11 protein-coding genes and 1 pseudogene are annotated in these 12622 nt (G+C 69.3%); 7 read left to right on the forward strand and 5 right to left on the reverse strand.

The annotated features are described in order from the left end of the window. Positions 1–262: 262 nt before the first annotated feature. Positions 263–1855, reverse strand: a complete 1593-nt coding sequence (locus tag ACZ3HV_RS23665; RefSeq protein ID WP_465687149.1) for a protein kinase domain-containing protein — start codon at positions 1853–1855, stop codon at positions 263–265. Positions 1856–1916: 61 nt separating this feature from the next. Here ACZ3HV_RS23665 and ACZ3HV_RS23670 point away from each other — a divergent pair, with 61 nt between their 5' ends. The 6 genes and pseudogenes from ACZ3HV_RS23670 (at position 1917) to ACZ3HV_RS23695 (ending at position 7736) form a co-directional block, all read left to right on the forward strand. After that, positions 1917–2477, forward strand: coding sequence for an RNA polymerase sigma factor (locus ACZ3HV_RS23670; protein ID WP_465687150.1), 561 nt, complete (start codon positions 1917–1919; stop codon positions 2475–2477). Positions 2478–2527: 50 nt separating this feature from the next. Continuing rightward, complete coding sequence (locus ACZ3HV_RS23675) at positions 2528–3760, forward strand: MFS transporter (protein ID WP_465687151.1); 1233 nt, start codon at positions 2528–2530, stop codon at positions 3758–3760. Positions 3761–3787: 27 nt separating this feature from the next. After that, positions 3788–4792, forward strand: a complete 1005-nt coding sequence (dhaK, locus tag ACZ3HV_RS23680; RefSeq protein ID WP_465687152.1) for a dihydroxyacetone kinase subunit DhaK — start codon at positions 3788–3790, stop codon at positions 4790–4792. Between the two features lie 2 nt (positions 4793–4794). Then, complete coding sequence (gene dhaL, locus ACZ3HV_RS23685) at positions 4795–5415, forward strand: dihydroxyacetone kinase subunit DhaL (protein ID WP_465687460.1); 621 nt, start codon at positions 4795–4797, stop codon at positions 5413–5415. Beyond that, positions 5412–5822: pseudogene (gene dhaM, locus ACZ3HV_RS23690) on the forward strand (dihydroxyacetone kinase phosphoryl donor subunit DhaM); the annotation flags it as partial. The gene dhaL and the pseudogene dhaM, both read left to right, overlap by 4 nt. 39 nt (positions 5823–5861) lie before the next feature. Then, complete coding sequence (locus tag ACZ3HV_RS23695; protein ID WP_465687461.1) at positions 5862–7736, forward strand: HPr family phosphocarrier protein; 1875 nt, start codon at positions 5862–5864, stop codon at positions 7734–7736. Here the strand turns inward: ACZ3HV_RS23695 and ACZ3HV_RS23700 are convergent. The 3 genes from ACZ3HV_RS23700 to ACZ3HV_RS23710 all read right to left on the reverse strand — a co-directional run bounded on the left by ACZ3HV_RS23700 (position 7715) and on the right by ACZ3HV_RS23710 (position 10917). Then, complete coding sequence (locus ACZ3HV_RS23700; RefSeq protein WP_465687153.1) at positions 7715–8371, reverse strand: cupin domain-containing protein; 657 nt, start codon at positions 8369–8371, stop codon at positions 7715–7717. The genes ACZ3HV_RS23695 and ACZ3HV_RS23700 overlap by 22 nt on opposite strands. After that, a complete protein-coding gene (locus ACZ3HV_RS23705) occupies positions 8368–8916 on the reverse strand; it encodes a GNAT family N-acetyltransferase (protein ID WP_465687154.1) in 549 nt (182 codons plus the stop codon). The genes ACZ3HV_RS23700 and ACZ3HV_RS23705 overlap by 4 nt, the downstream gene beginning before the upstream one ends. 72 nt (positions 8917–8988) lie before the next feature. Next, the gene (locus ACZ3HV_RS23710) at positions 8989–10917 is read right to left on the reverse strand and encodes a beta-L-arabinofuranosidase domain-containing protein (RefSeq protein WP_465687155.1); all 1929 of its coding nucleotides are present in this window, start codon (positions 10915–10917) and stop codon (positions 8989–8991) included. Positions 10918–11069: 152 nt separating this feature from the next. Between ACZ3HV_RS23710 and ACZ3HV_RS23715 the strand changes: the two genes are divergently transcribed. Then, complete coding sequence (locus ACZ3HV_RS23715; RefSeq protein WP_465687156.1) at positions 11070–12059, forward strand: LacI family DNA-binding transcriptional regulator; 990 nt, start codon at positions 11070–11072, stop codon at positions 12057–12059. Here the strand turns inward: ACZ3HV_RS23715 and ACZ3HV_RS23720 are convergent, their stop codons facing one another. Next, complete coding sequence (locus tag ACZ3HV_RS23720) at positions 12060–12548, reverse strand: DUF1707 SHOCT-like domain-containing protein (RefSeq protein ID WP_360366275.1); 489 nt, start codon at positions 12546–12548, stop codon at positions 12060–12062. Between the last annotated feature and the right edge of the window lie 74 nt (positions 12549–12622).

Genomic DNA, 12622 nt, shown 5'->3' on the forward strand with positions numbered 1-12622 from the left:
TGTGCATTTCGACAGGACGTGTCTGTGTTTGTCGGGCCGACGCACGCTCACGCGACCGGCGTCCCGCTCGTGGTGGAGGTATACGTCCTGTCGAGCTGCTCACGTTGGACGTCAGTCGGTCGGCCAGATGGCGCGGAAGATGGTGGAGCGGAGGCGGTAGAAACGCCGCCGGGCGGACTGGATCAGGGCCGGAGACGGGCGGAGCCGTTCGGTCGGGATACGCACCAGGGATACCTCAAGCGCTCGACAACTGGGCCGGTGCTCATCCGCCGTTGTACCGGACCGATGACGCGATCTCGCGGGCGCGGTCGGGATCGTTTTTCGGCAGCAGGACCTGGATGAGCATCGAGCCGGCGGTCCCCGTGTCCACGACTCGCTGGAAGAGCATAGCGCCGCCGTCCCCGCAGCCGTTGGAAACCTGATCCGTCACCGTCTGCCCTTCGACCGTGGACGGGGCCGGATCCCCCAGAGTGTTGCAGCTGAACTGCGGACTGGAGACCAGCGCGAGCTTGACGTCCCGCGCGTCCGTGACGCCGACGAAGACACCCGGGGTGTCCGTCGACCAATGTGCGTTCTGGCTGACCCGGAGCGCCGGGTACGACTTGGCGCTGCCTGGCGGCTGCCACTCGGAGTCGGCCACCGAGTTCGTCCACCCACGCGGGAGGGTCAGCGAGATCCCGCCGTACTCGACCGGGACCAGTTCACGCCCGGCCAGGTAGCGCTGACCCTCGAAACCGGCGCCGCCGCCCACGATCAGCGCGAGGACGGCGGCAATCACCCAGCGGCCACGCCGTCGCTTCCGCGGGGTCGGCGGCTGCACATCGGCCGTCTCCTCCCGGGCCAGCGACTCCGCCGCACCGGCAACTGCTTCAGAGAGAGCGGCGACAGCGGCGCTGCCGGCCGTCGTCGCATCCGTCTCAGGAGCGGCCGTCTTCACGATGGTCGGCTGGTTCTCGTCGCTGAGGGCGGTCTTCTCGCCCTCCTCCAGTGCCGGAGGTACGACGATCGTCGCGCGGAGCGAGAGCGGGAAGTCGTGCGTGGTCTCGTCGAGCGCGCCGACGAGCTCACGGGTGAACGACTGGACGTCCGGCCAGCGCTGCTCCCGGTCCGGGTCGAGTGCGCGGACGATCGCCGCGTCGACCAGGTCCGGCAGCTCGAACCCGAGCGAACTCGGCGGCGGCGCCGCCTTCACCCGGCTAGCCGCGCCCAGACCGTCGACCTGATGCGGTGACCGCCCGGTCAGAGCGGCGTACGCGACAGCGCCGAGCGAGTACTGGTCGGCGCGCTCGTCCAGCCGCTCCCCCAGCGCCTGTTCGGGCGCGACGTACGACGGGGTGCCGCCGGGCATTGTGATTCGCGACACTTCGTCGATCGCCTTGCCCAGACCGAGGTCGGACAGGACAGCACGCACGCCGTCGTCGACCGTACTGCGGAACAGAACGTTCGCCGGCTTCACGTCACGGTGCAGCAAACCGCGCCGGTGGAGTGCCTGCAGGCCGCGGCCGACCTGGACGACCACGTCGACGGCCTCGGCCAGCGGGAGGGGTTCCTTCTTCAACCGGTCGGCCAGCGTGCCGCGATCGGCGTACGTGAGCACGAGAAACGGGCGGCCGTCCTCGAGCTCGCCGACGTCGTGGACCTGGACGACATGCTCGGACTCCACCCGGCGCAGGAACCGGCCCTCCTCCAGGAACCGGCCCCGGACCGCCTCGTCGTGGGCCCAGTTGTCCGCGAGCACCTTGATCGCCACTTCGGCGTCCAATTGCTCGTCGTGAGCAAGCCACACCGTAGCGAAACCGCCTGAGCCCAGGCGTCGGCGCACGGCGTAGCGGCCGAGCCTGGTTGGGACCCCCATACAAGGCATTATGGATTACGAAGAGTCCCTCCGTTGGGGGCCGATGACAGCAAAGGCGCAGATGAGCGAGAGCAGCAGCCCGAACGACGACCTCGGAGCCCTGGCTGAGCGGGCCCAGGCGGGCGACAAACACGCGATGGACGACCTGCTCCGGCTGGTCCATCCGCGCGTCCTGCGGATCTGCCGCAGTGTGCTGCCGTACTCCGCGGACGCCGAGGACGCGGCCCAGGAGGCCCTGCTCAACATCGCCACCAAGATCAATACGTACTCCGGCCGGAGCAGCTTCTCCACCTGGGTCCACTCGGTCGCGGCGAACTCGGCCCGCTCGACCTACCGCAAGCTGAAGCGCACCGCCCAGGCCGCGCACAACCCGGAGACGATGGAGAGGCCGGACCCCCGGACCACCAGCGTCATCGCCGGCACCCGGCTGGACCTCCTCGAAGCCCTCGAAACCCTCGAACGCGACCGTCCCCAGATGGTCACCCCTCTCGTCCTGCGTGACGTCTACGGCCTGTCCTACGAGGAGATCGCGGCCGAGGTCGGCGCACCGCTGGGCACGGTGAAATCGCGCATCCACGACGCCCGCGAGGTCGTCCGCCCGCTGCTGCGCCCCAAAGACTGACCCGCGCGCGGGCCTGAGAACTGGCCCGGTCCGGTAATACGCTCGCGGACATGTCGAGCGGGGGGCTGCTGCGCAACGGGGACTACCTGAAACTGCTGAGCGGTCAGACGATCAACTCGCTCGGCTCGGCGATGAGCACCTTCGTCTTCACCCTGCTCGCCATGGCCATCTCCGGCTCCCCGGTCCAAGCAGGCCTCGTCGGTACGGCGGGTGCCCTCGGCGGCACGGTGATGGCGCTGCCGGCCGGAGCCCTGGTCGACCGGCTGAGCCGGCGCAAGATTCTGATCGGCTACAGCCTGACCGGGACCGTCCTGTACGGCTCGGTCGCAGTCGCCGGCTGGCTGGACCGGCTGACGCTCCCACACCTCGCGGTGGTCAGCCTGATCAGTGGAGCCGGCTATTCCTTCTTCATGCCGGCGGAGAACGCCGCGCTGCGGCAGATCGTCGAGCCTGAGGAGATCGGCACCGCCCTGGCGGCCACCCACGGGCGGCAGTACATCGCGTCGCTGACCGGAGCGCCGCTCGGTGGCCTGCTCTACTCGGTCGGCCGGGTCGTCCCGATCGCGGTGGACGCACTCTCCTACCTGGTGATGACGGGCCTGCTGGCGACGATCCGCCGGCCGCTCCCGGCGGCGAAGCCCGACGGCGACGCGCACGAGCCGATGCTGGGGGCGATCCGGTCCGGGCTGACCTGGATGCTGCGGCAGCCGGCGCTGCGGACGAACGCCGTGGTCGCAACGGTCTTCAACTTCGCGGCCACCGGCACCCTGCTCGTCCTGATCCTCAACCTGCAGCAGCACGGCGTCCGGGCCTCCGTCATCGGGTTGCTGGAGACCGGCATCGGGGTGGGCGGTCTGCTTGGCTCTGTCGCGGCGCCGAAGCTGCTGGCCAGGCTCACCACCGGCAGCATCACGATCGTGGCCGGCTGGGTCATCGCCCTCACCTTCACCATGACCGCCTTCACCGTGCTTCCGGCCGCACTGGTGGTCCTGCTCGCTCTCGCGATGTTCCTGCTGCCCGCGCTGAACTCCGGCCTGTTCGGTTATCAGATGCTGATCACCCCGGACAACCTGCAGGGCCGGGTCCAGAGTGCCTTCGTCTTCCTGGCGACCAGCACGAACCCGCTGGCACCGTTCGTCGGCGGTCTCCTGCTCGCGACCCTCGGTGCCCGCTGGGCGCTGCTGATCTTCGGTGGATTGCTCACCCTGGGAGCCGTTTTGCTCACGGTGAGCCGATCGATTCGGTCGATCCCGCTGCTTTCGGCGGTGGAGCCCCTCCCGTAGGCGGCGGGCGTGTGCTCAGATGGGGTCATGAAGAAGCTCATCAACGAACCTGGTGATGTTGTGAGTGAGGCGCTGCGGGGGATGGAAGCAGCGCATCCGGATCGGTTGCGGGTGGATCACGAGAACCGGATCGTGTACCGCAAAGACGCGCCGAGGTCGGGCAAGGTGGGACTGATCTCCGGTGGTGGGTCCGGGCACGAACCGATGCACGGCGGGTTCGTCGGACTCGGGATGCTGGACGCGGCCTGTGCGGGTGAGGTGTTCACCTCGCCGGTGCCGGACCAGATGATGGCGGCGACCAAGGCGGTCGACGCGGGCGCCGGCGTACTGCACATCGTGAAGAACTACACCGGCGACGTGATGAACTTCGAGATGGCCGCCGAGCTGGCTGCCGCCGACGCCGGTACCGAAGTGCTGTCGGTCGTGACCAACGACGATGTCGCCGTCCAGGACAGCCTGTACACGGCCGGCCGCCGCGGCGTCGGTGTGACTGTGCTGCTGGAGAAGATCGTCGGCGCGGCCGCCGAAGAGGGCCGTCCGCTGCAGGAGGTCGCGGACCTGGCGAAGAAGGTCAACGACAACGGTCGCAGCATGGGCATGGCGCTGACGTCGTGCACCGTCCCGGCGGCGGGCAAGCCGACGTTCGAGCTGGCCGAGAACGAGATGGAGGTCGGCATCGGCATCCACGGCGAGCCCGGCCGGCAACGGTTGCCCTTGGCACCGGCGCGCGACATCGCCGCCATGCTCGTGGACCCGGTGGTGTCCGATCTGCCTTACCAGCAAGGCGATTCGGTCATTGCCTTCGTCAACGGCATGGGCGGTACACCGCTAATCGAGCTCTACCTCATGTACAACGAGGTGGCCCAACTGCTCGACCGGGCCGGCATCACCGTGGCCCGCTCGCTGGTCGGCAACTACATCACCTCGCTGGAGATGGCCGGCTGCTCGGTCACCCTCCTCAAGGTGGACGACGAACTGGTACGTCTCTGGGACGCACCGGTGAACACCCCCGGCCTGCGCTGGGGCGCGTGAGCATGGGAGTAGACAACTTCGTCAACTGGCTGCGTGACGCCGCGGTGGTGCTGCACGACAACGCGGCGTACCTGACCGAGCTGGACTCGGCGATCGGCGACGCGGACCACGGCGCCAACATGGACCGTGGGTTCCAGGCGGTGGTCGCGGTGCTGGACGAGACCAGCTTCGCGGCGGTCGACGAGCTGATGAAGAAGGCCGGGATGACGCTGGTCAGCAAGGTCGGCGGAGCGAGCGGGCCGTTGTACGGCACGTTCTTCCTCCGCTTCGGGACCGCGCTGGCCGGCGCCGACCTGACCCCGGCGACGATCGGCGCGGCCTTCCGGGCCGGTGTCGGCGGGATCCTCCAGCGCGGTAAGGCCGAGCTCGGCGACAAGACGATGTACGACGCCTGGGCACCGGCCCTGGACGCGTACGACGCCGCCGTCGCGGGCGAATCGGATCTCGCCGGTGCCCTGACTGCGGCCGCCGAGGCAGCCGCCAAGGGCCGCGACGCGACCGTGCCACTGGTGGCGCGGAAGGGTCGCGCGAGCTACCTCGGTGAACGCAGCGCGGGTCACCAGGATCCGGGCGCCACGAGCACCACACTGCTGCTGGAGTCGGCTGCTCGCACGCTCGCATGATCGGGATCGTGGTGGTGTCCCACAGCCACGCGCTGGCTGTGGCGGCGGTCGGGCTGGCCTCGGAGATGGTTGCCGAGGACAAGCGACCGGTGATCGCGATCGCGGCCGGGCTGGACGAGACCACGTTCGGCACGGACGCGATGGCGGTCTCCGAGGCGATCACGACCGCCGACAGCCCGGACGGGGTCCTGGTTCTGCTCGACCTCGGGAGCGCCGTACTGAGTGCGGAGCTGGCCTTGGAGTTCGTCGATCCCGACGCGGCTGAGCGGGTGCGGTTGTCGAGCGCTCCGCTGGTCGAGGGCCTGGTCGCCGCGGTGGTGACCGCGTCGACCGGTGCCTTGCTGGACGCCGTCGCTGCCGAGGCCGAACGCGGGCTGGCCGGTAAGAAGGATCACCTGGGTGACGCCGGGGCTGTTGAGCCCGGGGTGGTGGCCGCGACCGATCAGATGGTGGAAGTTGTCGTCGGCAACGAACACGGCTTGCATGCACGTCCGGCGGCCCGACTGGTCGGCCTCGTCAACTCCTTCGACGCGACGGTCACCATCACGGACCTCGATACCGGGCGTGGGCCGGCCGATGCCGGAAGCCTGAGCATGGTGGCGACGCTGAATGCCCAGCTGGGGCACCGATTGCTGGTCGGCGCCAGCGGGCCGCAGGCTGCCGAGGTGCTGGAGGCGATCACCAAGCTCGCCGCCGACAACTTCGGCGACGCCGCCGAGCCGCCTCTGGCCGCCGGTGTGTCGGCCCCTGGCGGGTCCGGGCTGGATGTGGCGATCGGGCCGGCGGTGATCGCCGGCGTGGCGGTCGAGCTCGGCGACTACGTTGCCGGGGACGACGAGCTGGGCCGGCTCGACGCCGCCCTGGCCGAGACAGGTGCCGAGCTCCAGCAACTCCGCGACGCCAACCCCGAGCACGGCGGCATCTTCGAGGCGCATCTCGCGCTGCTGAACGATCGCACGCCGCTCGAGTCGATCCGTGCGGCGATCACCGCGGGTGCGCCCGCGCCCGTCGCATGGAAACAGACCTACGACGAGCTGGCGGCAGCTTTCGAGGGGCTGGACGATGCCTATCAGCGGGAACGGGCCCAGGACGTCCGGGCTATTCGTGATCGGGTTCTTCGGGCTCTCACCGGAGATCGGACCGCGGACACATCGGCCGGCGGCATCCTCGTCGTGGCCGAGTTGGATGCCGCGACTGCGGCGACTCTGGATGCGACGCGGATCGACGGGATCGCCGTACGGGCGGCCGGGACGACCGGGCACGGGGTGATCGTGGCGCGGTCGCGCGGGATCCCGTTGATCACCGGGATCGGGGATATCGACGTACCGGCGGGGGCGATGGTCGCGTTCGACGCGCGAGTCGGGTCGTTCCAGGTCGCACCGGACGAGGACTCCGTACGGGCGACGATCGCCGAGCGGCAGGGGGAACGCGAACAGGCGCTGGCGCGGGCCGATGAGCCGGCGACGACCGTGGACGGGCGAACGATCGAGGTGCTCGTCAACGTCGGCGTCGTCCAGGACGCCGTGGATGCGCGAGGGGCCGACGGATCCGGGCTGGTGCGGACCGAGGTGCTGTTCGGCGATCGGCGGACCGCGCCGACCGTGGATGAACAGGTCGACGTCTTCCGGGCGATCGCGCGAGCCCTGGCCGGGAAGCCGATCACGATCCGGACCTGGGACATCGGTGGCGACAAGCCGCTGCCGTTCCTGCCGCAGGCTCAGGAGGCGAACCCGTTTCTCGGCGAGCGCGGGCTCCGGGTCTTCCGGCGCCGTCCGGAGCTGCTCCGCGATCAACTCCAAGCAGTACGGCGGGTTGCCGCCGAAACACCGGTGCATGTCATGTTCCCGATGGTGACGACGGCCGACGAGGTCGCGTGGGCTTTGGACGAGCTCGGCGACCGGACCGGCCTGGAGGTCGGCATCATGGTCGAGGTCCCGGCGGCCGCGCTCCGGATCGGTACGCTCGCCGCCGGGCTGGACTTCGTCAGCATCGGCACCAACGACCTCACCCAGTACACGACCGCGGCCGACCGTACCAACACCGCGGTTGCTCCGCTCGCGGACGGCCTCGACCCGGCCGTACTGCAACTGATCGACCACGTGGTCCGCAACGCGGGCGTCCGCGTCGCAGTCTGCGGTGACCTCGCCAGCGATCCGCAGGCCGCCGTACTGCTGGCTGCTCTCGGGGTGGACGAGCTCAGCGCGGTCGGTCCGCAGGTCCCACTGGTGAAGGAACGGCTACGGCAGGCAGACCTCAGCGCGGTCGACACGGCCGCGGTGCTGGCGGCACGGGACGCTGCTCAGGTGCGCGGCTTGCTGTAGTAGCGCAGCTCGACCAAGTTGAACCCGGAGGTGCGTTCGGGCTTGGCGGGGAGGGTGTAGGTCTCGCCGGGCTCGAGGTAGGTGACGGCCGGGTGATCCAGGTCAAGGTCGACGACGAGGGCCGGGTAGGCGCCGGTGTGCCAGGTGTAGGACTCGCCCGCGTCCGGAGTGACGTGCTGGACGCGTACGTCGTCCTCGTCGACGACGACCTTGGCCGGGATCTCGCCGACCTGCTCGAAGCCGGCCTCGGCGGGGACGCCCGCGACCGTGAAGTGTGGGTCGCCGGAGGCCTCCTCACCCAGGTCGAGCACCTCGATCAGCCGGTTGAGGTACAGCGCATCGCCGTCGTTGGTCAGCATGTGTACCGGCGACACCGGACGATAGACCGAACCACCGACGGTCTCGCTCAGGTGCCGGGCCGGACTGCCATCCAGCCAGTCCATGTGACATGGAGACGTGGACAGGCAGAGGACGACGTACGGGTTGTGGTGCAGGTGCCAGCCCTGAGCCTCGCCTGGCGCCAGTGACACCTCCCAGACGCGGACGCGGGAGTTCTTCAGCAGCACCCGGGTCCCGATCTCGCCGAGGACGACCTCGGTCCCGTCGGGGGCAGCGACGGCGGTGCCTGCGGTCATGCTTTCTCCTCGAGATCTATTGGGCGTTCCATGGCGACGCCGCCGAGGACGACGCCGTCGGGCATGGGTAGTTCGACGGACTCCACCTCGGTGAAGCCGAAAGCCTTGTAGAGCGGTACGCCGGGCAGTGTGGCCATCAGTGCGAGCTGGGTGAACCCCTCGGCCTGGGCCGCGTCCACACAGGCGGTCAGGATCGCCCGGCCGAGTCCACGCCGGGTCCAGTCCGCGCGGACGAACATCGCACGGATCCTGGCCGGCTCGGTCGCCGGGTCCAGGAGCCGTCCGTCGGCTCCCGCCGTACTGGCGTTGAACAGCTTGTTCCGCCGGCTCCACCCACCACACGCGACGATCTCACCGGCCGCCTCGTACACGTAGTAGGTCCCGTCGTCGATCAACGCGGTGTCCAAGGTGGTGATGTGTTCAGCGGCGCTAGCGGTCTGCACGTCGTCGTAGTACGCCGGGAACACCTCCCGGACCGAGGCCCGCGCCAACTCCGCGATCGCCGCCCCATCCGCCCCCGCCGCCACCCGCAACCTAGCCTCCACGCCCCCCAGGCTAGTTGATGTCCAACTGCAGCAAGTCTCCCGAGTATGTCGGGCGCAGTGCGGCTGGTGTTCTCAACGGCGGACCCACTGCTCGCCGTCTTCGGATACCTGCGGAAATGACGTGATCCGAAGTCGTGCGGCACCCATCGGGATCAGTGTGATCGTCTCGACCGGCTCGTCCGATCGGGCCGGGCTTGGCTGCAGCAGTCCGACTACATCCTCGGTGTCGGTCTCCCACTCCGGGATCCGCCGAGCCTTGGTGGTCAGAGCGAGCGGCACACCCGCTGGGGTGAACGGATCCGCTCCCGGCTCGGCATCACGCCGTACGACGTCGAACTGCGCGCCGGCCAGGAGGCCATAGTTCCAAGGGGATTCCGGGTAGACGGCCAGCTCTGGCCAGGCGTCGGTCCCGCCGATCCGCTCGTACCGTTCGTCGATCGCCAGTGAGTACGTCAACGGACCGCGGTCCACGGAGATCGAGTCCTGGTTGTCCGTCCACACCCGAGTGGTGGTCCGCATCGGCAGTACCAGCTCCACGCGATCACCCGGCCGCCAGGTTCGGTCGAGCTTGATCCATCCACCCTCGGCCCGGGCCCGCACCCGCTCCGAGTTCACCGTCACCGAGAAGTCGTGAGCCCAGCCGGGAAGCCTTAGATAGAAGGGGAATCGAGTACTGCGCGCAGCCTGCAGAGTGAACGCGATCGCGTCGGAGAACGGGTACTCCGTGTCCTGCACAATGCTGACCGTCTCCCCCGCACCCGCGCCCACGCGCGCGGTCACCTTGCTCGCGGCGTACATCGACGCCGCCAGTCCGTTGTCCGTGGTAGCCAGCCAGAGCTCCTGCGCGTAGTACGGCCAGCCCATGCCGTAGTTGTGCGGACAGCACCGGTACTGATGGACGCCGTACTTGTAGGCCTGCATGGCGAAGCCGTTCTCGAACTGCCCGTGCTTCGGCCGGTCGTCAAGCTGCACGCTGTTGGCGCAGGTGATGTAGTGCATCACCTGCTGGCGCGGGTCGTACGACGCCGGCAGCGAGTTGAACGCCAGCTCCTCACACCGGTCCGTCCAGGCCGTGTCACCAGTGAACCGGGTCAGCAGTTCGCAGCTGTGCATCAGCTCGACGATCCCGCAGGTCTCGAACCCCTGCCGCGGGTCACCGAACCCGGGCCGTGAGTTCTCGTCCCCGGCGAAGCCACCGCCCGGGAACTGACCGTAGAGTCCCATCACGGTCGCATAGTTCCGGTACGTCGCGGCGCGGTACTTCTCGTCGCCGTCCAAGAGCCAGTACTGCAGTGGCTCCCGGAATCCCTGCGCCAGGTTGACGTTGTGCCAGTTGGGAATGCCGGTGGTGTAGTCGGCCGAGCCCGTGTGCATCTTGGTCACCAGGTCGAGCAGCCACTGGTCGCCGGTGCGGTTGTACAACCAGTACGCGCTGTCGATGTTGTCGCCCCAGCGGAAGGCACCCCAGGAGCGGTTGAAGACCTCGGCGGGTTGCGTGTTCTGGAACTGCAGGTACTTCGTCATGAACGGCACGACCCGCTCGTCACCGGAGTACTCGTACCAGGACCGGAACGCGGCCAGCAGCGGCATCCCGGGCCAGAAGTCCGGACCGTTCTCCAACGAGGTCCGCAGGCGATCCGGGCCGAACCAACCGTCCGGAGCCTGGGTGGCGAGGATGCCGTCGATCCAGCGCTGCGTCCGGGTCAGTACGCCGGTGTTGCCGGTGACGTACCCGAGATCGCCGAAGCCGCGGAGCCAGTACGGCAGCTCCTCCCAGGCGCCCTGAGCGGGATCGACCCAGCCGTTGGTGTCGTAGACCAGGAAGTCCGAGATCTCGTCGTACCGGCCACAGAGGCCGTCGACCTGGAGCTCGAGCTGTCGCGCCAGCCAGCCGCGCGGTTCGATCGCGCCGGGCGGAAGCTTCTGGAACGGGACCGGCCGCAGCGGCGCGCGCTGCGGGACATAGTGCCCGCCGCGGGTGGCGGGCAGTGGTTCGGGCATGGCGATGCCTTTCGGAGGGCGGAAATACCGCACACGTTTTCCGTCGCTGACAACGTAGGACAGCGGTTTGCCTGGGTCAATACCAAAGCGCAGGTCAGCCGGGTCTTCGGAGGTCTGCTGATACGCTTCCGCAGAAGATCGGAAGGAAACGCATGATGAGGCCATCGGTCCGGATCACGGACGTCGCCGCCCTGGCCGGGGTGTCCGCCGGGACGGCGTCGAAGGCGCTGAACAACACCGGCCAGCTGAGCCAGGAAACCCGCGCCCGGGTCCGCCGTGCCGCTGCCCAACTCGGCTTCACACCGGACGCCCGCGGCCGCGCACTATCGTCCGGCCGGACCTACACCGTCGCGCTGCTGACCACCGACAGCTCCGGTCGCTTCAGCATCCCGATCATGCGTGGAGTTGAGGACGTGCTCAGTGCGGGCGAGCTGGCCACCGTTCTCTGCGACACCCGTGACGATCCGCTCCGCGAGCAGAGCTACCTGCGTTCGCTGGTGGCCCGTGGCGTCGACGGCATCGTGGTCACCGGCCGACGGACCGAGCCGCGGCCGCCGATCGACGTACCCCTGCCCGTCGTCTACGCGCTCGCCGCCTCGACCGATCCCGCGGACGCCTCGGTGATCGTCGACGACGCGGCCGGCGCCGCCGCGGTGATCAGCCATTTGCTCGGGATCGGGCGGTCGCGGATCGCGCATGTCACCGGGCCGGCCGGCCATCGCTCGGCCGCCGAGCGAGCCCAGGCGGTGGCCACGACCGCGGGCGCCGCTCTGTGCGGTCAGGCCCTCTTCGGTGAGTGGAGTGAACGCTGGGGCCGGCAGGCCGCCGACCTCGTGCTACGCCGGCACCCGGACGTGGACGCGATCAGCTGCGGCAGCGATCAGATCGCCCGTGGCGTCTGCGATCGCCTCCGCGAGCTCAACCGCGCAGTGCCGAGCGACATCGCCGTCACCGGGTACGACGACTGGCTCGTCATGGCCCTGGCCGCCCGGCCACCGCTCACCTCGGTCGACCTCCGCCTCGAGGACCTCGGCCGCCGCGCGGCGTACCTGCTCCTCGACGCGATCGCCGGCACCCCGCGTCACGGCGTACTGGAACTGCCGGCCCAGCTGGTGACGCGGGAGTCGACGCTCGGCTCGTGATCAGGGCCGGCGGCGCTCCTCGCGCTGCGGCCGGGACGCCCAGCGGTAGGTGAAGTAGACCCAGGCAAGCGCCGGCAACCCGAAGATGGCCGCGGCGATCTCACGCCCGAAGACCAGCAGCACCAACCCGGTCAGCGCGAACGGCAGGGCCATCCACACGGCCCCGACGAACGCCGCCCAGCGCCACCTGCCGGCCTTCCGCGGCTCCGGCTTGTACAACGACGGCTCCGGCAACCCCGCAAAGATCGGCTGCAGATCGGCCCGCGTCACAGCGTCGTTCAGCCGATCGACCCGACGATGCAACTCGTCCTCATCCAACCGCCCGACCGCGAACTGCTCAGCCAACTCGTCCGTACAAACCCGCCGCTCCTCATCGGTGAGCCGCAACTGCGCCATCCGCCGCCGCGCAGCCGCGGCCCGAGCTTCCTGCCCAGCCGCGGCAGCAAGACCCATCAGCTCGCCGGGCTTCACCGGGCGCCGCTCCGCCATCCCCTCACCTCACTCGTCCCTTCGAGTGTGCCAGACACGTGGAAGCGGCTTCGACATCGTGGGAGGTGGTGTCA

This window comes from Kribbella sp. NPDC020701, assembly GCF_055562215.1.